Origin of the sequence: Mycobacterium bulgaricum (assembly GCF_041287165.2) — a bacterium.
GTDB classification, from domain to species: domain Bacteria; phylum Actinomycetota; class Actinomycetes; order Mycobacteriales; family Mycobacteriaceae; genus Mycobacterium; species Mycobacterium bulgaricum.
This window is the reverse complement of record NZ_JBGGKV020000005.1, coordinates 309,991-330,698: the sequence shown is the minus strand read 5'-3', so window position 1 is coordinate 330,698 and position 20,708 is coordinate 309,991. Positions and strand designations below refer to the sequence as shown.

16 protein-coding genes are annotated in these 20,708 nt (G+C 67.5%); 5 read left to right on the top strand and 11 right to left on the bottom strand.

Annotated elements, in window-relative coordinates; translation table 11 throughout:
- Positions 1–5 precede the first annotated feature (5 nt).
- The gene (locus ACAG24_RS16745; RefSeq protein WP_370473589.1) at positions 6–1,820 is read left to right on the top strand and encodes an amidohydrolase; all 1,815 of its coding nucleotides are present in this window, start codon (positions 6–8) and stop codon (positions 1,818–1,820) included.
- A gap of 4 nt (positions 1,821–1,824) precedes the next feature.
- Here ACAG24_RS16745 and ACAG24_RS16740 read toward each other — a convergent pair whose 3' ends face one another.
- On the bottom strand, positions 1,825–2,292 hold the full coding sequence (locus ACAG24_RS16740; protein WP_370473590.1) for an RDD family protein: 468 nt from the start codon (positions 2,290–2,292) through the stop codon (positions 1,825–1,827).
- Between the two features lie 148 nt (positions 2,293–2,440).
- Here ACAG24_RS16740 and glnA (ACAG24_RS16735) point away from each other — a divergent pair, with 148 nt between their 5' ends.
- The gene (gene glnA / locus ACAG24_RS16735; RefSeq protein WP_370473591.1) at positions 2,441–3,877 is read left to right on the top strand and encodes a type I glutamate--ammonia ligase; all 1,437 of its coding nucleotides are present in this window, start codon (positions 2,441–2,443) and stop codon (positions 3,875–3,877) included.
- Between the two features lie 116 nt (positions 3,878–3,993).
- Entirely contained in the window at positions 3,994–4,551 is a 558-nt protein-coding gene (locus tag ACAG24_RS16730) for a DoxX family protein (protein WP_370473592.1), read from the top strand.
- Here ACAG24_RS16730 and ACAG24_RS16725 read toward each other — a convergent pair.
- The 8 genes from ACAG24_RS16725 to ACAG24_RS16690 form a co-directional block, all read right to left on the bottom strand.
- On the bottom strand, positions 4,548–5,408 hold the full coding sequence (locus ACAG24_RS16725; RefSeq protein ID WP_370473857.1) for a TIGR03619 family F420-dependent LLM class oxidoreductase: 861 nt from the start codon (positions 5,406–5,408) through the stop codon (positions 4,548–4,550). The two genes, ACAG24_RS16730 and ACAG24_RS16725, sit on opposite strands and share 4 nt — an antisense overlap.
- Positions 5,405–6,034, bottom strand: a complete 630-nt coding sequence (locus tag ACAG24_RS16720; RefSeq protein WP_370473593.1) for a PaaI family thioesterase — start codon at positions 6,032–6,034, stop codon at positions 5,405–5,407. Before ACAG24_RS16720 ends, ACAG24_RS16725 begins: the two co-directional genes overlap by 4 nt.
- The gene (locus ACAG24_RS16715) at positions 6,035–9,019 is read right to left on the bottom strand and encodes a bifunctional [glutamine synthetase] adenylyltransferase/[glutamine synthetase]-adenylyl-L-tyrosine phosphorylase (protein WP_370473594.1); all 2,985 of its coding nucleotides are present in this window, start codon (positions 9,017–9,019) and stop codon (positions 6,035–6,037) included.
- 40 nt (positions 9,020–9,059) lie between these two features.
- Positions 9,060–10,400 carry a type I glutamate--ammonia ligase gene (gene glnA / locus ACAG24_RS16710; RefSeq protein WP_370473595.1) on the bottom strand — a complete coding sequence of 447 codons (1,341 nt, stop codon included), beginning with the start codon at positions 10,398–10,400 and terminating at the stop codon, positions 9,060–9,062.
- A 45-nt stretch (positions 10,401–10,445) separates the two neighbouring features.
- A complete protein-coding gene (locus tag ACAG24_RS16705) occupies positions 10,446–11,963 on the bottom strand; it encodes an alpha/beta hydrolase (protein WP_370473596.1) in 1,518 nt (505 codons plus the stop codon).
- Positions 11,964–12,018: 55 nt separating this feature from the next.
- Positions 12,019–12,477 carry a GNAT family N-acetyltransferase gene (locus tag ACAG24_RS16700; protein WP_370473597.1) on the bottom strand — a complete coding sequence of 153 codons (459 nt, stop codon included), beginning with the start codon at positions 12,475–12,477 and terminating at the stop codon, positions 12,019–12,021.
- Complete coding sequence (locus ACAG24_RS16695; protein WP_370473598.1) at positions 12,471–14,003, bottom strand: alpha/beta hydrolase; 1,533 nt, start codon at positions 14,001–14,003, stop codon at positions 12,471–12,473. The genes ACAG24_RS16700 and ACAG24_RS16695 overlap by 7 nt, the downstream gene beginning before the upstream one ends.
- A gap of 63 nt (positions 14,004–14,066) precedes the next feature.
- Positions 14,067–15,446: a WS/DGAT/MGAT family O-acyltransferase gene (locus ACAG24_RS16690; protein WP_370473599.1), complete on the bottom strand. Its 1,380-nt coding sequence runs from the start codon at positions 15,444–15,446 to the stop codon at positions 14,067–14,069.
- Between the two features lie 159 nt (positions 15,447–15,605).
- Here ACAG24_RS16690 and panB point away from each other — a divergent pair, with 159 nt between their 5' ends.
- On the top strand, positions 15,606–16,448 hold the full coding sequence (gene panB, locus ACAG24_RS16685; protein WP_370473600.1) for a 3-methyl-2-oxobutanoate hydroxymethyltransferase: 843 nt from the start codon (positions 15,606–15,608) through the stop codon (positions 16,446–16,448).
- Here the strand turns inward: panB and ACAG24_RS16680 are convergent.
- Together ACAG24_RS16680 and ACAG24_RS16675 are read right to left on the bottom strand one after the other, a co-directional pair.
- A complete protein-coding gene (locus ACAG24_RS16680; RefSeq protein WP_370473601.1) occupies positions 16,445–17,224 on the bottom strand; it encodes an enoyl-CoA hydratase/isomerase family protein in 780 nt (259 codons plus the stop codon). The genes panB and ACAG24_RS16680 overlap by 4 nt on opposite strands.
- 25 nt (positions 17,225–17,249) lie before the next feature.
- Positions 17,250–19,031: a fatty acyl-AMP ligase gene (locus ACAG24_RS16675; RefSeq protein ID WP_370473602.1), complete on the bottom strand. Its 1,782-nt coding sequence runs from the start codon at positions 19,029–19,031 to the stop codon at positions 17,250–17,252.
- 151 nt (positions 19,032–19,182) lie between these two features.
- Here ACAG24_RS16675 and ACAG24_RS16670 point away from each other — a divergent pair, with 151 nt between their 5' ends.
- On the top strand, positions 19,183–20,703 hold the full coding sequence (locus tag ACAG24_RS16670; protein ID WP_370473603.1) for a CYTH and CHAD domain-containing protein: 1,521 nt from the start codon (positions 19,183–19,185) through the stop codon (positions 20,701–20,703).
- Positions 20,704–20,708: the final 5 nt, after the last annotated feature.

The following is a 20,708-nucleotide window of genomic DNA, read 5'->3' as shown; positions in this document are numbered from 1 at the left end:
ACCGGATGTGCGTCGCGTGCGAATGGGCGCCGCATTTCGCTGCGCTCGGTCGGCGCGCGACGCTATCCCGGCGGGCGATGCTGCGCACGGCCGCGGTGACCGCCGTCGTCGCGACGGCGGCCGCCTGCACTTCTGAGTCCTCGCCGGGATCCGCGGAGCAGCCCAGCGAAACCGTGCCCGCGGACGTCATCTTCCACAACGGCCGCGTCTACACCGTGCGCGACGAGATGCCGTGGGCCGAAGCCGTCGCCGTCACCGGCAACTCCATCACCTACGTCGGCGACAGCGACGCAGCCATGACCTTCGCCGGTCCCGACACCCAGGTCATCGACCTGGGCGGCAAGCTGCTCATGCCGGGCTTCGTCGAGGGCCACACGCATCCGTTCCTCGGTTCGTTCCTGACGTCCGGAGTCGACCTGCAGGTGCCGACGCTGGCCGAGGCGCTCGACGCCATCGACACCTACGCGAAGGCCAACCCGACCGGGCCCGTCCGCGGATTCGGTTGGCGCGTGGACATGTTCGGTCCGCAAGGTCCGACCCGCGCGGACCTCGACCGGGTGCTGCCCGACCGTCCCGGCTTCTTCTTCGCCATCGACGGCCACAGTCTGTGGGCCAACAGCAAGGCGCTCGAGTTGGCCGGGGTCGGCCGCGACACCCCCGACCCGGTACCGGGGTTCAGCTACTACGCACGCGACGAAGACGGCGAGCCCACCGGATACGTCCTCGAAGTCAACGCCGTGCTCGGTCTCGTCGACGCCGTCGAGCCGATCTCCCCGGAGACCATGGGCACCCTGATCGAGGGCTGGCTGCCCAAGGCCTCTGCGGCGGGAATCACCTCGGTCTTCGATGCGGGTGTTCCGCCCATCGGGGATGACCAGGCGGCGATTCTGCGGCTCTACACCGATATCGAACAGCGCGATCTGCTGCCGTTCCGGGTCGTCGCGTCCTATTCGGTGCGCGCGACGCCGATCGAGGGCACGGTCGAGAAGTTCACCGCGGTCCGCGACGAGATCGCCGGCGAACTCATATCGGTCGACGTCGTGAAGATCATCGGCGACGGCACGCAGGGCGGCTACACCGCGTGGCTCGTCGACCCCTACGCCGACAAACCCGACTCGACGGGTGCCTCACCGTTCACCGAGGAGCAGTGGCATCAACTGGTCGGCGAGGTCGACGCCGCAGGTTACGACGTGCACATTCACGCGTGCGGCGAACGAATGGCGCGCGTGGGCCTCGACGCCGTCGAGCGCGCCGTCGCGGCCAATCCCCCGCGTGACCGTCGCCATACGATCGCGCACCTGGTCTACGTCGAGGACGACGACGCGCCGCGCTTCGGGCAGTTGGGCGTCACCGCGCAGTTCTCGGCGAACTGGATGTCCGCCGATCCCGACACCATCGAGAACATGGGTGCCCGCTACGGCACGCCACGCAAGGACCTGCTGTACCGGACGCAGGACGTGCTGCGGTCCGGCGGCCGCATCTCACTGGGAACGGACTGGCCGGCGGCAGGTTACTTCTCCACCTACAAGCCGCTGGACTCCATTCAGATCGGGGTGACACGGCAGCTGATCGGCGACAGCAACGCCCCGGTGCTCGCGCCGGCCGATCAGGCACTGTCGGTCGAGGAAGCGGTGTACGCGAATACGCTCGGTGCGGCGTATCAGATCAGACTCGACGACAAAGTCGGCTCAGTGGAAGCGGGCAAGCTGGCCGACCTGATCGTGTTGGACCGCAACATCTTCGAGATCGACCCACACGACATCCACGGTGCGACCGTGACGATCACGATGATGAACGGCCGGATCCGGCACCAGGCCTAGGTCGTCAGCGCCTGATGACCGCTGTCTTCGTCGCCAGGTCGTGCAGACCGCGCAGATCGGAGTCGGTGAACAACGCCGGGATCACGAGGGTGATGAGGAGACTGCGCGCCAGTGCTCGCCCCGTTCCAACGTGCGTGCGGTTGTCGACGGAAACGACTTTGAGACCCAGCACGAGCTGTCCCGGAGTGAAGCCGAACAGCCGCACCGAGGCGACGCCGAGGACGAACCAGACGACGAGCTGCGAGGTCTGCAGATTGGACAGGATCACCCACCCGAACGCCGCAGCCAGGGCGGCGAGCCCCAGCGAGATCAGCCAGTCCACAAGTAGCGCGGCGATGCGACGGCCGAAGCGGGCGATGGAGCCGGGGCCGGCCTCGGGCAGGCCCAGACGCTCGCCGGGATAGGTCGAGCGCTGGCCGGGATCGTCGGACTGCGACGGTCCTGACAGCCAGGAGCCGATGGTGCGGGCCATGCTGTAAGGATAGGTGGCGGCGGGAATCGCCCCGGCAGGACCGCGTTTGTGGACATGCGTAACGTCCACGCAACATGCGGTTGACTGCCGTGCAACATCGGGTCCATAGCGTCACCGGCGGGCTACGAAAGTCAAAGGAGAGCATTAAGTGGCAGAAAAGACGGCCGACGACATCATCAAGTTGATCAAGGACGAGAGCGTCGAGTACGTCGACGTCCGGTTCTGCGATCTGCCCGGTGTCGTCCAGCACTTCTCGATCCCGGCGTCGACGTTCGACGAGAGTGTGTTCGAGGACGGCCTTGCGTTCGACGGTTCGTCGGTGCGCGGCTTCCAGTCGATCCACGAGTCCGACATGATGCTGCTGCCGGACCCCGAGACCGCGCGCATCGACCCGTTCCGTGCCGCCAAGACGCTCAATCTGAACTTCTTCGTGCACGACCCGTTCACCCGTGAGGCGTACTCGCGTGACCCGCGCAACGTCGCCCGCAAGGCCGAGAACTACCTGGCCAGCACCGGCATCGCCGACACCTGCTTCTTCGGCGCCGAGGCCGAGTTCTACATCTTCGACTCGGTGAGCTTCGACTCGCGGATCAACGGCACCTTCTACGAGGTCGACTCCGAGTCGGGTTGGTGGAACACCGGCGAGCCGCTCGAGGCCGACGGCAGCCCGAACCGCGGCTACAAGGTCCGCCCCAAGGGCGGCTACTTCCCCGTCGCACCGTACGACCACTACGTCGACCTGCGCGACGAGATGTCGACCAACCTGCAGAACGCCGGCTTCACGCTGGAGCGCGGCCACCACGAGGTGGGCACCGCCGGACAGGCCGAGATCAACTACAAGTTCAACACGCTGCTGCACGCGGCCGACGACGTGCTGCTGTTCAAATACATCATCAAGAACACGGCGTGGGCCAACGGCAAGACGGTCACGTTCATGCCCAAGCCGCTCTTCGGCGACAACGGCTCCGGTATGCACGCCCACCAGTCGCTGTGGAAGGACGGCAAGCCGCTGTTCCACGACGAGTCGGGCTACGCCGGCCTGTCGGACATGGCCCGCCACTACATCGGCGGAATCCTGCACCACGCGCCGTCGCTGCTGGCGTTCACCAACCCGACGGTGAACTCCTACAAGCGTCTGGTGCCGGGCTACGAGGCGCCGATCAACCTGGTGTACAGCCAGCGCAACCGCTCCGCCTGCGTGCGCATCCCGATCACGGGCAACAACCCGAAGGCCAAGCGCCTCGAGTTCCGCTGCCCGGACAGCTCGGGCAACCCGTACCTGGCGTTCGCGGCGATGTTGATGGCCGGCATCGACGGCATCAAGAAGAAGATCGAGCCGCTGGCCCCGGTCGACAAGGATCTCTACGAGCTGCCTCCCGAGGAGGCCGCGAACATCCCGCAGGCGCCGACGTCGCTCGCGGCGGTGATCGACCGGCTCGAAGAGGATCATGAGTACCTCACCGAGGGCGGGGTGTTCACCACCGACCTCATCGAGACGTGGATCTCCTACAAGCGTGAGAACGAGATCATGCCGATCCAGATCCGTCCTCACCCGTACGAGTTCTCGCTGTACTACGACGTCTAAGTCGGCTAACGCGCTGACGGCCGGGTGACACCTTCGGGTGTCACCCGGCTTTCGTTTTGGTCCCGATCCCGCCGGGACCGAAGCGGACTGCGGTCCGCTGGAGTAGGCTCACGCGCATGACGACCTTCGATTCGCGTCTCGCCAGTTACTCGTCACCTGGGTTGAGCATCTTCCGCATCGTGTTCGGACTGGTCTTCACCTTCCACGGCACGATGAAGCTGTTCGGCTGGCCGCTGGGTGAGGCGGTCCCCGTGGGCACCTGGCCGTTCTGGTTCGCAGGTGTCCTCGAATTCGTCCTCGGGATCCTGATCACGGTCGGCCTGTTCACCCGGATCGCGGCCTTCATCGCCTCCGGCGAGATGGCGGTGGCCTACCTGTGGCAGCACTGGGGCATCCTCAGCGGCACACCGGGAAGCTTCTGGCCCTACGACGCGCAGGCCGGCGGCAACGGCGGCGAGGCCTCACTGCTGTTCTGCTTTGCGTTCCTGCTGCTCGCCACCCTCGGCGGAGGCGCGCTGTCGGTCGACGGACGCCGTCGCGTCGCGGGCGGCTCGGGTGTTCGACGCGGCCGGGTCGTCACCGGAACCGCGGCTCCGCCGGTCACGGCCACGCCTGCAGCCCAACCCGCACGGCGGGGCGGCCTGCTGAGCCGCTTCCGCAGGCCGCGCTACTAGTCGTCGAGCCCGAGATCCTTGCGGAACCGGCGCATCCCGTCGATCTTCTGGTCGAGGGAGGCGTCGGGTCCGCTATAGAACATCCACGGCATCGTGATGATGCCCGTGATGCCGCCGGCCTCGGCGCGCTCGAAATGTTCGGGCAGGAAGGCGTCGGTCAGCGGGGTGATGACCTCGAAATCGTCCATGGCGAGCCCATTTTCGGCCCGCAACTGCCGCACGAAGGCGACCCGCTCCAATGCCTTGTCGGTGGTGATGAGGTCCCCGATCCAGCCGTCGTGGCGTGCGGCACGGCGCAGCGCGATGTCCGACAGGCCGCCGACGTACACCGGAATGGGCGGAGGCGTCGGCTCCATCTCCAGGCGCGGTGCGGTGTAGAACTCACCGGAGAACTCGGTCCAGCCCGGCGACCACAGGGCCTTCATCAGCTCCAGCATCTCATCGGTGCGCTTGCCGCGCCGCTCGAACTGCTGGCCCAGCAGTTCGAACTCCTCCCGGCACCATCCGACACCGATGCCGAGCTCCAGACGACCAGATGCCAGGACCGCAGCTGTGCCAATGGCTTTGGCCGCCGAGTACGGATCGCGCATCGCAGGCAGGTACACCGTCGTCACGAAACGCAGCCGTGAGGTCACCAGTGCTACCGCCCCGATCATCACCCACGGGTCCGGCCAGTCGGTGAACGCTTCCCACCGACGCTTGCCGTCCTTGGTGTACGGATAGGGCGTCTTCAGGGTCTCCAGGTTGACGACATGATCGGGGATCGCCATCCCGTGATAGCCGAGATCGTCTGCCGCTCTAGCGATCTCGACCGCCTCCCGGGTGTCGAGGAAGGCGGTCGACACATAGAACTTCATCCGGCGTCTCGCGCCCACGCGGGAGTGATGAACACCCCGTCGGCTTCGACGGTGACGCCCTCGTCGTCCTTCAGATAGCCGCGGGCGAACGTCTTCACGCCTTCGGAGCGCTCGACGAACGCCTCGGCCCGCACCGGCCCCAGGTGCGTGCCGCGGTGATAGCGCAGTGTGATGGTGCCGGTGAACCTCGGCTGGGTGAGACCACCGCTGGCGACCTCGCCCAGGATGTGGTCGAGCACCAGCGCGCCGATCCCACCGTGCACCCACCCGGGCGGCCCCTCGTAGGCGGGCCCCAACGTGAACTCGCTCCAACAGCTGCCGTCGGGCTCGTGGTTGATGATCATCGGCGGTGCTATCGCATTGCGAAGACCCACAGCCGGATTCGCCCACGCGACGGGACGCCCGGTGTCGGCGTGGCGCAGCGTAGAGCGTCCGGACCGCTGAACCCGGCCGAGCAGGTCTTCGGCCGCTTCCAAATGACGCAGCGCCTCCTGAACGGTCGCGTCGTCGACCTCGGTGTGGATGCCGACGTCGATGAGGCGACGCAACGCATCGGTCAACGGTTCATAGCTGCTGCGCTGACGGTCGTAGTCCTCGGCGCTGATCGCCTCGAAGCTGAAGTCCACCTATCCTCCGAACACTCTGAGCACCACAGCCTTTGCCCTGCGCGTGACGCGCAGGTAGTTGTCGAGGAACTCGCCGCCGTCGCCGTTGGGCCAGCCCGCGGCCACCGCCACCGCGTTGAGCAGTTTGCCGGGCCCCGGCAGCTGGTCGGTGGGCTTGCCCCGCACCAGCACCAGCGCGTTGCGGGCGCGGGTCGCGGTCAGCCACGCATCGCGAAGAAGTTCGATGTCTCCCTCGGCGATCAGCTCGGCCGCCCCGATGGCGTTCAGCGCATCGAGCGTCGACGTGTTGTGCAACGCCGGGATCTTGTGCGCGAACCGCAGCTGCAGCAGCTGCACCGTCCATTCGATGTCGGCCAGCCCGCCCCGGCCGAGCTTGGTGTGCGTCTTCGGATCTGCGCCGCGCGGAAGGCGTTCCGCATCCACGCGGGCCTTGATCCGCCGGATCTCCTGGACGGCTTCGGGCGAAACGCCCCCCGCCGGGTAGCGCGTCTTGTCGACCATGATGAGGAACCGCTCCCCCAGCTCCAGGTCGCCCGCGACCCGGTGCGCACGCAGCAGAGCCTGAATCTCCCAGGGCTGGGCCCACTGGGCGTAGTACGCCTCGTAGGACGCCAGCGTGCGAACCAGCGGACCGCTGCGCCCCTCGGGCCGCAGATTCGCGTCGACCTCGAGCGGAGGGTCGGCGCTGGGTGTGCCCAAACGGGCACGCACCTGCTCGGCCACGGTCACCGACCACTTCACCGCGACCGATTCCTCCACGCCCGCATGGGGTTCGCAGACGAACAGCACGTCGGCGTCGGAGCCGTAGCCGAGTTCCCCACCGCCGAGGCGGCCCATCCCGATGACGGCGATCCGCGCCGGCGCGCCGCCCTCGGGCGAATTCGCGCGGATGACCGCCTCCAGTGCCGCCTGCAGCACCGCCACCCACACCAGGGTCAGCTGTTTGCAGACCGCCGTCACGTCCAGCATGCCCAGCAGGTCGGCGGATGCGATGCGGGCCAGCTCACGGCGCCGTAATGAGCGCGCCGCGGCGATCGCCCGCAGCGGGTCGGAGTGACGCGCGGCCGAGGCCACTAAAGATCTTGCGACACTTTCGGTGTCGACGTCACAGAGCTTGGGCCCGTTCGGGCCGTCGGCATACAGCTGGATCACCTCGGGTGCTCGCATCAACAGTTCGGGCACATACGCCGACGTGCCGAGCACATGCATCAGCCGCTTGGCGACAGCCCCTTCATCGCGCAGCGTGGCCAGAAACCAACGCTGTTCGGACAGTTCATCGCTGATCCGGCGGTAGTTCAGCAGGCCGGCATCGGGATCGGGTGTGTCGGAAAGCCAGTCGAGCAGGGTGGGCAGGAGCACCTGCTGCACGCGGCCCCGGCGCCCGGAGCTGCCGGTGAGCGCGGCCAGATGCGTCAGCGCGCTCTGCGGTCCCTCGTAGCCGAGTGCGGCGAGCTGACGTTCGGCGGCATCTGTGCTCATACCGTCCGAAAGCCCAAGGGAGGCTTCGCCTACCGATTCCAGCAGCGGTTGGTAGAACAGCTTCGCATGCAGCCTCGACACGCGGTGGCTCTGCCGCTTGAGTTCCTCGCGCAGGACGCCGAGGGCGTCGTGGCGGCCGTCCGGTCGCATGTGTGCGGCCCGCGCCAGCCAGCGCATCGCCTCTTCGTCGTCGGCCTCGGGCAGCATGTGGGTGCGCTTGAGACGCTGCAGCTGCAACCGATGTTCGAGCAGGCGCAGGAATTCATACGATGCGGTCATGTTGGCGGAGTCGTCGCGTCCGATGTAGCCGCCGTCTCCCAGCGCGGCGAGAGCGTCCACGGTCGAGGCGACGTGCAGCGAATCGTCGTTGCGGCCGTGTACCAGCTGCAGCAGCTGAACGGCGAACTCGACATCGCGCAGACCGCCTGTGCCGAGCTTGATTTCGCGGGTCCGCACGCCCGCGGGCACCAGTTCCTCCACGCGCCTGCGCATCGCCTGCACCTCGGGCACGAAGTCCTCGCGTTCGGAGGCCGTCCACACCATCGGCATCAAGGCTTCGACGTAACGGCGGCCCAGGTCCATGTCCCCGGCGGCGGGCCGCGCCTTCAGCAGAGCCTGGAACTCCCACGTCTTCGCCCAGCGCTCGTAGTAGGCGACGTGCGATTCCAGTGTCCGCACCAGCTGCCCTTGTTTTCCCTCGGGACGCAGGCCCGCGTCGACCTCGAAGAAGGCGTCAGACGCGAGTCGCATCATCTCGCCGGCGATCCTGGTCGCCAACGCGAGGCTGCTGTGCGAATCGTCGTCGGTGACGAAGATGACGTCGACGTCGCTGACGTAGTTCAGTTCCCTGGCGCCGCACTTGCCCATCGCGACGACGGTCAATGCGGGTGACGGCTTGTCACCGCACACCGAGGTCGTCACGACGCGCAGCGCGCCGGCCAGCGCCGCATCGGCGAGATCGGAGAGGTGCTCGCCGACGACGGTGAACGGCAGTACGGGTTCGTTCTCGACCGTGGACGCGACATCCAGCGCCGCCAGCACGAGGATCCGGTCGCGATAGAGGGTACGCAGCGGCGGGACCGCGGCATGCGTGGAACCCGTTGTGGCATCGGCCTGTTCGGCGAACATGTCGCGCAGCTCCTGCGCGGACGGCAGGGTGACCGTTCCGGCGAGCAGTCGCCATGAGTCGGGGTTGGCGATCAGGTGATCGCCGAGCGCGAGTGAGGATCCGAGGACCGCGAACAGCCGTCCGCGCAGACTCTTGTCTTTGAGCAGGGCCGCGTTGAGCTCGGCCCATCCGGACTCGAGCGCTTCGGAGAGTCGCACGATCGCTTTCAGGGCGGTGTCGGCGTCCGGTGCGCGCGACAGCGACCACAGCAGCTCGACATGGGCATCGGTGTTCCACCCGAGCCCGTCGAGGTCGGCCTGCGCCCTGGGCTCCACGAGTCCGAGCCGACCGACGCCGGGCAGCTTCGGGCGCTGCGTCGCGGGTTTGGCCACGCCCATCAAGGTAGCGCGGTGCCCCGCTCGTCAGAGAGACAGGTGGCTAGAGGGACAGGTAGGTCTTCAGCTCGTACGGCGTGACGTGGCTGCGGTAGTTCGACCACTCCTGGCGCTTGTTGCGCAGGAAGAAGTCGAACACGTGCTCACCGAGCGCCTCTGCGACCAGTTCGGAATTCTCCATCTGGGTGAGGGCGTCCCCGAGGCTGCCGGGCAGCTCTTTGTAGCCCATGGCCCGGCGCTCCTCCGACGTCAGGCTCCACACGTTGTCCTCGGCCTGAGGGCCCAGGACATAGTTCTTCTCGATGCCGCGCAGGCCCGCCGCGAGCAGGACCGCGAAGGTCAGGTACGGGTTGCAGGCCGAGTCGGGGCTACGGACCTCGACACGCCGCGACGACACCTTGTGCGGTGTGTACATCGGGACGCGGACCAGGGCCGACCGGTTGGCCGCGCCCCACGACGCTGCCGTCGGCGCCTCGCCGCCGTGCACCAGGCGTTTGTAGGAGTTCACCCACTGGTTGGTGACGGCGCTGATCTCGTTGGCGTGCTCGAGAATGCCTGCGATGAACGACTTTCCGACGTCGGAGAGCTGTAGCGGGTCGTCGGCGCTGTGGAAGGCGTTGGTCTCACCTTCGAACAGACTCATGTGCGTGTGCATCGCCGAGCCGGGGTGCTCGGCAAACGGCTTGGGCATGAAGGAGGCCCGCACACCGTCACCGAGGGCGACCTCTTTGACGAGGTAGCGGAACGTCATCACGTTGTCGGCCATCGACAGGGCGTCGGCGTAACGCAGATCGATCTCCTGCTGGCCGGGTGCGCCCTCGTGGTGGCTGAACTCGACGGAGATACCCATCTGCTCGAGCGCGTCGATCGCGTGGCGACGGAAGTTGGGCGCCGAATCGTGGACGGCCTGGTCGAAGTAACCGCCGTTGTCGGCGGGGACGGGCGGGGTGCCGTCGTCTTCGCCCGGCTTGAGCAGGAAGAACTCGATCTCGGGGTGCACGTAGCACGAGAAGCCGAGGTCGCTGGCCTTGGACAGCTGGCGGCGCAGCACGTGGCGCGAGTCCGCCCAGGACGGCGAGCCGTCCGGCATCGTGATGTCGCAGAACATCCGTGCCGAGTGGTGCTTGCCTGAGCTGTCGGCCCACGGCAGCACCTGGAAGGTGGACGGATCGGGCCGCGCGACCATGTCGGCCTCGGACACGCGGGCGAAGCCCTCGATCGAGGAGCCGTCGAATCCGATGCCCTCCTCGAACGCCCCCTCGAGTTCGGCGGGAGCGATCGCGACCGACTTGAGGTATCCGAGCACGTCGGTGAACCACAACCGGACGAAGCGGATATCGCGTTCCTCCAGCGTGCGCAGCACGAATTCCTTCTGCCGATCCATGATCGAAGCCTAGGTTCCGCCTGTTAATTCTGTGTTACGGCGCTGCTAGCAGCGCAATCCGGCCGGCGGCGGAGTCGACTCGGTCAGGAACGCGACGACTGCGGTGTCGACACACGCGTCACCGTTGAAGACCACGGTGTGCTGGGTGCCGGTGAAACTGATCAGGCTGGCGTCCATCTGACGGGCGAGGTCGACCCCGGCCTCGTAGGGCGTCGCCGGGTCTCCTGTCGTGGACACCACGACGACCTTGCCGGGTCCCGGGGAGCCGACGGCGCCGACCACCGAGGTCGCCGGCACCGGCCACAACGCGCAGACGTCGCGAGGGGCGTAACCGGTGAACGCACCGTAGGACACGAACGGCGCGACCTCGCGTGCGCGCCGGTCGGCTTCGACCCAGGTTGCCGAATCGGTCGGGAAATCGGCGTCGACGCAGCGGATCGCGTTGAACGCGTCCTGTCGGTTCAGGTAATGCCCGTTGCGGTCACGCTGCTGGTAGTCGTCGGCGAGCAGCAACAGGTCGCCGGGGTCGGTGCCGCGTTGCAGCCCGAGCAGACCGCTGTTCAGGTAGGGCCAGAAGCGCTGCGAGTACAGCGCACTCACCGTGCCGGTGATGGCGTCCTGGTAGCTGAGGCCCCGGGGGTCCGTGGTCGGTGCGGGGCGGGCGACGAGGGGGTCGACGAGCTGATGGAAGCGGGCGACGAAGCGGGTCGGGTCGGTGCCGAGCGGACAGCCGGGCGACTGTGCGCAGTCGGCCGCGTACCTGTCGAAGGCCTGCTGGAACCCCGCCATCTGGTTGTGGCTCTCGGTGATCGGGTCGAGGCTGGGGTCGACCGCGCCGTCGAGAACCATCGCTCGGACCCGGTCGGGGTAGCGGGCGGCGTAGACGGCGCCCAGTTGAGTGCCATAGGAGAACCCGAGGTAGTTGATCTGCGGCTCGCCCAGCGCGTCGCGGACGACGTCCATGTCGCGCGCCGCGGTGGCGGTGCCGACGCTGGCGAGGAACTCGGCCCCCATCCGGTCGAGGCAGCGCGCAGCGAATTGGCGCATGACGCCCTCGATGTGGGCCACCCCCGCCGGGCTGTAGTCGGCCAGCGGTTCAGCGCGATAGGCGTCGAACTCGGCGTCGGTGCGGCACCGCAGTTCTGGCGTCGAATGCCCGACCCCTCGCGGATCGATGCCGACGAGGTCGAACCGCTGGAGGATCTCGGTGCCCGAGAGCGCCGCACCCATCGAGGCGACGGTGTCCACCGCGGAGGCACCGGGTCCGCCGGGGTTGACGATCAGCACGCCGATTCGCGGTCCGGTCGCGGGGACCCTGATGACGGCCAGCTGCGCCGCAGCACCATCGGGTTGCGCGTAGTCGACAGGCACGGCGACCGTACCGCACTGGGCGCTCGGGATCCCCGAGACGTCGCCGACGAAGGAAGCGCACGAACTCCACACCGGCGCAGCGGAATACGGCTCATCGAGGGCGAGCGGAGAGGCCGTCGCCGAGGGGCTCAGCGCAGCCGCGATCACCGACAGCGCCGCGATCATCCGTCCGGCGCGCAGCATGGCAGCCATCGTTGCACGGAACCGCCGCGCGGGGCGCCCCCGGGATCCAACGGTGACCGGGCTGTTATCGGGCGTCGAGCTCGTAGGTCAACCAGGTGGACTTCTCGGCGCCGATCCCGTCGTAAAGCCGTTGCGCTGTCGCGTTGTCGGGCGCCGTCTCCCACACCAGCTTCTCCGCCCCGCGGTCGCGGCACAGCTGCAGCCCGTGGGCGATCAGCGCCCGCCCCGTGCCGCTCCCCCTCGACTGCGGGGTCACGTAGAGGTCGTTGAGAACACCGACGCGCGCGGCGTAGAGGGTCTGCCACGTCCAGAAGATCGTCGCGAAGCCGACAGCAATACCAGCGGTTCCACCGTCTGTCCGCGCAATCAGCTGCACCCCTTCGTCGGGGTTCTCGATCAATGCGCGCGACATCGCGGCCAGCTTGTCGTCGGAGGGATCGACCTCGTAGAAGTCGCAGTAGCCCCGCAGCATCGGCGCCAGTTCGGCCAGATCCTGCTCGCCGACGACGGAGATCGTCAGCACCGGGTGTCCGGCGGCGGAACAGTCACGTCCACAAGGTAACGCGTCGCGATGTCGTCGACGCACGAATCGCCCTGCAACGCAACGGTGTGCTGCGTTCCTTCGAACGTCACAAGGGTGCCGCCGAGCTGGCGGGCCAGGTCCACACCCGCCTGATACGGCGTGGCCGGGTCGTTGGTGGTGGACACGACGAGAATCGGCGGCAGCCCCGTCACGCTGATCTCGTGCGGCGTGGTGGTGGGCGGCACCGGCCAGAAGCCGCACGTCGGCATCGGGGCCAGGCCGGTGAAGTCGCCGTAGGACATGAACGGTGCCGCCGCGCGGACCCGCCGATCCTGCTCGACGAGTGTGGCGCGGTCGGTGATTGCCGGCTTGTCCACACAGTTGACGGCGACGCGCACGTCGGTGCTGTTGTCGTAGTGGCCCTGCGCGTCACGCCCCATGTAGAGGTCCGCCAGCGCGAGCATCGTGTCACCCCGGCCGTCCTCGATCTCACTGAGCGCCTTGGTCAGGTGCCGCCACAGTCCCGGTGAGTACAGGGGAAGGATGGTGCCCACGATGGCGTCGTTGTAGCTCAGCTTGCGCGGGTCGCTGGTCTCGGCGGGCTCGTCGACCAGGGGCCACACCAGCGAGTGGTAGACGTCGACTGCCTTGGCAGGATCGGTACCCAGTGGACACGACGGGTCGATCGCGCAGTCCGCTGCATAGTCGTCGAACGCCTGCTGGAACGCGGCCGCCTGGCGCACCTCGGCTTCCACCGGGTCGGCATTCGGGTCGATGGCGCCGTCGAGCACCATCGCGCGCACATTCTGGGGGAACTCCTCGGCGTAGCTGGCACCGATCCTGGTGCCGTAGGAGTAGCCCAGGTAGGTCAGCTTCTCGTCGCCGAGGGCGATGCGCAGCGCATCGAGATCTTTGACGACGCTTGCCGTTCCGACGTTGGCGAGGAAATCCTTGCCCGATTTGTCCACGCAGCGCTGCACGAACTCCTTCGTGAGCTTCTCCAGGTGGGCAACGCCTTCGGGGGTGTACTCCACGACGTTGTCGGCGCGCAGCCGATCGTTGTCGGCGTCACTGTTGCACCACACCGCCGGCGTGGAGCTGGCAACGCCGCGGGGATCGAATCCGACGATGTCGAAGCGCTCCCGCAACTCCTCCGGCAGTGTCGTCGCCATCGACGCGGCCGCCTTGATGCCCGACTCCCCGGGCCCACCCGGATTGATGAGCAGCGAACCGATCTTGTCGCCCGTGGCGGTGACGCGGAGTAGCCCGATCTGGGCGACATCACCGCTCGGGTCGTCGGCGTTGTCCCAGTCGACGGGAACCGACAGCATGCCGCACTCGGCGCCGGGTGGAATTCCCGTCTGATCCGATGCGCCTGCCTCGCAGGGTCCCCATTGAATGGGTGTGCCCGGCCGCGGCACCGATATCAGCGCGCTGCCTTCCACCACCTGACTGCAGCCGGCGACGAGCAGCACCGGCAGCGTGAGCAGGAGGCCGGGCCGTGCGACCGCGGTCGTGAGCTTCATGGGAAGACATGCTGCCATGAAGGGACATCTGCGCTGGCAAGGCGCGTGCCGGGGGCCCGCTTGCTAGCGCGTCGCCGCGAGCAGCTCCTGAAGCGCGGTGTCGAACGCGTCCGCCATGTCCCACAGGTCCGGCACCAGTTCGGGACAGGACACGATCCCGACGTCCAGGTTGCCTGACAGTGACATCACGGTCATGTTCAGACCCGACCCGTGGAAGATCGGCCCGAGCGGATACATGGCCTTGACCTCGCACCCGAGCATGAACAGCCGCCCCTGTGGACCGGGCACGTTGGAGACGACGAGGTTGTGCACCGGCCGGGCGCCGCTGAGCCTGCTGCTCGCGTAGACCCGCATCGCGGCGCCGAACACCGCGGGCGCCGCAAATTGCGTCCAGTCCTGCAGCAGGGTCGCCGAGATCGCCGAACTATGCTGTTTGGCAACTGAATTGGCCTGGGCTATCGCCTTGAGCCGCTCGGCTGGGTCTTCGACACCGGTCTCCAGTTTGGCGAACATGCCCGAAACCTGGTTGCGCCCAGGGCGATCGGACTTTTCGTGCACCGAGACGGGCACCATCGCCACGAGCGAACTCTCCGGCAGCCCGCCGTGTGCGAGCAGGAACGTACGCAGCACCCCCGAGACCAGCGCCATGACCACGTCGTTGACCTTGACGCCGAAGTGGTTCTTGACCGTCTTGACGTCGTCGAGGTCGAGCTGGGTGAAGGCGACAGCGCGATGACTTGTGACGTTGGCATTGAACACGGTTCTCGGGGCGGCGAACGGCGGCGCCATCGTCAGGCCGCTGCGGGCGCGTTTGAGGGTGTCGACAACCGTGGACACGGTGTTCGGTACGACGTTGACGAGCTTGAGCGGGCGCGCCGCGAAGCGAACCGCGCCGCTGACGGCGATCTCCAGATCGCTTGCGCCGCCCGGCCCGTCGACCGGGTCGGGCGGCGGCGCGTCCGGCTCCGTCGTGCAGAGCTTCGACATCAGGTTCGCGCCGGTGACGCCATCGACGGCGGCGTGGTGCACCTTCGTCATCACCGCGATGCGTTCCGCGCTGTCCCCTACGTTCTCGATCACCCACATCTCCCACAGCGGGCGCGCACGGTCCAGCGGTAGCGAGGCGATGTGACCGCAGATTTCGGCGAGTTCGTAGCGCCCGCCCGGGGACGGCAGACCGATGCGGTGGACATGCCGTTCGACGTCGAAGTCGTTGTCTTCCACCCACACCGGATGGTCCAGATTGAACGGGGTGTCGGCGATCCGCTCACGGAACTCGGGCATCGCGCGGATGCGCAGCGACAGCTGATCGCGCAGCGCGCCGAACGTGTAGCCGCCGGGAACGGTGGATGTGTCGAGCTCGAGGATCGAGCACACGTGCAGTGGCTGAGCAGCGGTTTCGAGATAGAGGAAGCTGGCGTCGAGTCCGCTGAGCCGTTGCATGCCGCGATGGTATGCCCGGCCGAGTCGGGTGTGAGGAAATCCACTTAACGCGCTGTTCAACTTCCGGTGACGTGGTGGCACACTTGATGGGTCAGCGAACCCGGGGACCGATTTCGGCCACGAGGATTCACAACGACCGAACCCGATGAGGGGACAATGATGTCTGAGCAGTCCGTCTATGGTGCTGTCGTCGAGACCTCGAAACCGCGCCTGAAGGTGCGCACCCACCACCTCCACAAGTGGAAGTCCGAAGGCCACAAGTGGGCCATGTTGACCGCTTACGACTACTCGACCGCCGCGGTGTTCGACGAGGCGCAGATCCCGGTGCTGCTGGTCGGCGATTCCGCCGCCAACGTGGTCTACGGCTACGACACCACCGTCCCGGTGACACTTGATGAACTCATCCCGCTGGTTCGCGGCGTCGTGCGCGGCGCTCCGCATGCGCTGGTCGTCGCCGACCTTCCGTTCGGCAGCTATGAGGCCGGCCCGGCCCAAGCGCTGGCGACCGCCACCCGCATGCTCAAGGAGACCGGCGCCCACGCGGTTAAGCTCGAGGGCGGCGAGCGGGTTGCCGGTCAGATCGCCGCGATCACCGCGGCCGGCATCCCGGTCATGGCGCACATCGGTTTCACGCCGCAGAGCGTCAACGGCCTCGGCGGTTTCCGTGTCCAGGGTCGCGGCGACGCCGCCGAGCAGACCATCCACGACGCGATCGCCGTGCAGGAAGCCGGCGCGTTCGCCGTGGTGATGGAGATGGTGCCTGCCGAGCTTGCCACCCAGATCACCGGCAAGCTGACGATCCCCACTGTCGGGATCGGTGCCGGGCCGAACTGCGACGCGCAGGTGCTGGTCTGGCAGGACATGGCGGGTATGACCAACGGCAAGACCGCGAAGTTCGTGAAGCGGTTCGGTGCCGTAGGCGATGAATTGCGCCGCGCCGCCGCCGACTACGCCCAGGAAGTGGCCACCGGCGTGTTTCCCGCCGAGGAGCATTCCTACTAGGAGAACTCCGGCTTTCGCTTCGCCAGGAACGCGTCGACGCCCTCGCGACCGTCGGCCGACTCGGCACGTTGGGCGATCAGACGCCCCTCCAGTTCCATCTGCTCCTCCAGGCCGTTGGCGAACGTGCCGAGCAGCAGTGCTTTGATGCCGCCGTTGGAACGCGCTGCCGTCGCCGCCATCTTCTCGGCAAGCTGATCGGTGCGCTCGGCGAGTGCGTCGTCGTCGACCACTTCGGTCACCAGTCCCCAGCGGGACGCTTCGTCGGCCGACAGCGTGCGATTGGTGAGCATCAGCTCCTTGGTCTTCGCGATGCCGATCAGCCGCGGCAGGTAATACGACGAGCTGCCGTCGGGGCTGAGGCCGACGCGCGTATAGGCCATCGTGAACGACGCGGACTCGGCGGCGAGCACCAGGTCGCCGGTGACCGCGAGCGAGAACCCGGCACCTGCGGCGACCCCGTTCACCGCCGTGATGACGACGGCGTCCATCCGCGCGAACGTCGAGATGGCGCGGTGCAGATCGTCGGCGACGCCCTTGATGTGCCTGCCCCTGCTCGGGGCCGCGGCGAAGTCCTTGAGGTCGCCGCCCGCACAGAAGAACCGGCCCGCCCCGGTGATGACGACGACTTTGGTCGTCGGGCTGTCGCACCGCACCGCGGCGTCGGCCAGTTCCCGAGTCATGGTGTCGTTCATGCCGTTTGCGGCGTCGGGCCGGTTCAGTGTGATCCGGGCGACGGAGCCGGTCTGTTCGAGCGTGATGGTCTGGTAGTCAGTCACACCCCGGACTGTAACGTCCGCCGGATCAGAGTGTGCCGTCGAGATAGGCCGCCCGGCACGCGCGGCGCGCCAGCTTGCCGCTGCTTGTCCGCGGAATCACGCCTGCGGCAACGAGTTTGATCTCTTTGACCGGCACGGCGTGGCGGCGGGACACCTCGGCGCGGATCGCTTCCTGGATCGGGGCCGCGTCGGCGCGGCCCGCGCCGGGCGCCCGCTCGGCGACGATCACGACCTCTTCCCGTCCGTTGCCGGGCACCGAGAACGCAGCGACGAAGCCTGCCCGCACCGCACCGGACGCGTCGGCCACCGTCGCCTCGATGTCCTGGGGATAGTGGTTGCGACCGTCGACGATGACGAGGTCTTTGAGACGGCCCGTGATGTAGAGGTGCCCGTCGAGGTAGACGCCGAGGTCGCCGGTGCGCAGCCACAGCGCGGAATCCGCACAGTATTCGGCGTGGCTGCCGTGCAAGAGACGCGACTGAAGCTTGTTGCAGAACGTCAGTTCCGTCTCCTCGGGACGGCCGAAATATCCGTTGCCGATGTTGTCGCCGTGCAGCCAGATCTCTCCGACCTCGCCGTCGGGCAGTTCGGATTCGGTGGCCGAATCGACGATGACCGCCCATTGACTGCGTGCCACCGTGCCGCATGACACCTGAATGGCCGCGTCCGGGTGGTCGGCGTCGACAGGCACCGCGTGACCCAGGGTCAGCTGTGTGCGATCGAAATGGGTCACGGTCGGGGGCGCGTCAGGGGCGGTTGTCGAGACGAACAGCGTCGCCTCGGCCATCCCGTAGGAGGGTTTGATCACCGTCGGCGCCAAGCCGTACGGGGCGAAGGCGTCGTTGAACGCGGTGACGGCGGAGATGCTCACCGGTTCTGATCCGTTGATCAACCCCTTGACGTTGCTGAGGTCGAGCGGCTCGCCTTCGGGCGGCAGGCCTCGCTGCGCGGCCAGCGCGAACGCGAAGTTGGGCGCAGCGGCGAACGTGGGACGGTCGGAGGCCCCGAGTTCGCGGATCCAGCGGAAGGGGCGGCGCACGAAAGCCACCGGCGACATCAGGGTCAGATAGCCACCCGCGAGTGCCGGGAACATGATCATCAGCAGGCCCATGTCATGGAACAGGGGCAACCAGCTGACGCTGTTGATGTCGGGGTCCAGACCGACCGACAGGATCATCTGCACGACGTTCGTGCATGCCGAGCGGTGCGTGATCTCCACGCCGGCCGGGGCACGGGTGGAACCGGAGGTGTACTGCAGATAGGCGATGCCGTCGGTGTGCAGCTGCGCGGGCACGAACCCGGCGCCGATCTCGTCGGGCACGGCGTCGATGGCGATGACCCGCGGCCGACGATCGCGCGGCAGGTGCCGAAGGAATTCGCGCACAGATTCGGCGGCCGCGAGCGTCGTCAGAAGTACCGAGGGCTTGGCGTCGGCCAGCACCGCGTCCAGCCGCTCGGTGTGGCCGGGGAGTTCGGGGGCGAACAACGGAACCGCGATCGTGCCCGCCTGGACAGCGGCGAAGAAACCGATGACGTATTCGACGCCCTGCGGCGCGACGATCGCCACGCGATCACCCTGCTCGGTCACCTGCTGCAGCCGGGCGCCGACCGCTCGCAGCCGCACGACCAGTTGGGTCCAGGTCAGCTCGACGGTCTGGTCATGGTCGAAATCCAGATAGCGATAGGCGGGGGTGTCACGCAGCTCGGCGGCATTGCGATCCAGGAACGAGGTCAGCGTGGTGCCAGCCGGAATCGCGATGGCGCCATCCTGGTCCAGATAGTCGTCGAGCCTCATTCCTAGACTCATAAGAGAATTGTAAGAGAACACGGGCCAAAATCGCGCGGACACACCGCGACGCGCCGAGATTTGATCTTGGTCGCCGTGCCGCGCACCGGCAGCGGTTTCATCTGCGTATGGCAGGCTATGGTCCCCGACCACGCCAGAGACAAAGGTGACCATGGCTCCGAAATCGCGCGAAACCTCCAGGTACACCGAGACCGAGCGCAAATTCGGGGTGGTTGAGTCGACTGTCTCGCCGTCCTTCGACGGGTTGTCCGTGGTGGCCCGGATCGAGCGGTCACCGTCACAGTCGTTGGCAGCTGTGTACTTCGACACGCCTGCCCGCGACCTGGCCCGGAACAAGATCACGCTGCGCAGGCGAACCGGCGGGACAGACGCGGGATGGCACCTGAAATTGCCGGCGGGCGCCGACACCCGCACAGAGGTGCATGCCCCTCTCGACGACACCCCGGAACACCTCGACGTGCCGGAAAGCCTGCGCGATGTGGTGCTGGCCATCGTTCGGGACCGTCCGCTGGCCCCCGTCGCGCGGATCAACACGACCAGGGTCGTCGAGCTGTTGTACGGGCCCGACGGAGCCCCCGTGGCCGAGTTCTGCGACGACCAGGTGACAGCGAGCGCCGAGGGCGGTGAGGAACAGTTCTGGCGCGAGTGGGAGCTCGAGCTGAAGTCCGGCGCCGATACCGCCGTGTTCGACCGGCTGACCAACCGGCTGCTGGACGCCGGTGCGGTGCCGGCCGGACACGGATCGAAGCTGGCCAGGGTCCTGAAGTCGAGCACCCCGGCGTCCGAGGACGACGAGGCGGTCGAGGACACCTCGACGAAGTCGGCCGATCCGGCCCGCCGCGCCGTGGCGCAGAACGTCGCCGAGCTCATCGAGTGGGATCGTGCGGTCCGCTCCGATGTCTGGGACTCGGTTCATCAGATGCGGGTGACAACCCGCAAGATCCGAAGCCTGCTGCAGTCGTCGGAAGGCTCGTTCGACATCGCCGACCATGAGTGGATCCTTGAGGAGCTGCGAGAGCTCGCCGCCGTGCTCGGCGTGGCCCGCGACGCAGAGGTTCTCGCCGAGCGCTACGAGCGCGCGATCGACGCGCTGCCCGAAGCCAACGTGCGCGGGCCTGTGCGGGAGCGCCTCGTGGAGGGCGCCAAGAAGCGGTATCAGACGGGCTGGAAACGATCGCTGACGGCCATGCGCTCACAGCGCTACTTCCGTCTCCTCGACGCGCTCGAAGCGCTGGTCGCCTCCGGGCCCGCCCCTTCGGCCCCCGGGGAGGAACCCGCACCCCTGACGATCGACTCGGCGTACAAGCGGGTTCGCAAAGCGGCCAAGGCCGCTCGCGCCGCGGCGGAGGATCCCGAGGTGAACGCCGAGGATTCCAACGAAGCGCTGCACCGGATCCGCAAGCGCGCCAAAGCTCTTCGCTACACCGCGGCCGCCACGGGCGACACCAAGGTGGCCGACCGCGCGAAGGCCATCCAGTCGCTGCTCGGCGATCACCAGGACAGCGTCGTCAGCCGGACGCATCTGAGCCGGCAGGCCGAGGTCGCACACGCCGCCGGCGAGGACACCTTCACCTACGGACTGCTGTACCAGCTGGAAGACGATCTGGCCCGGCGCTGCGAGGAACAGATCGAGGACGCACTCAAGGCGCTCGACAAGTCGGTCAAATCCTGACGTCG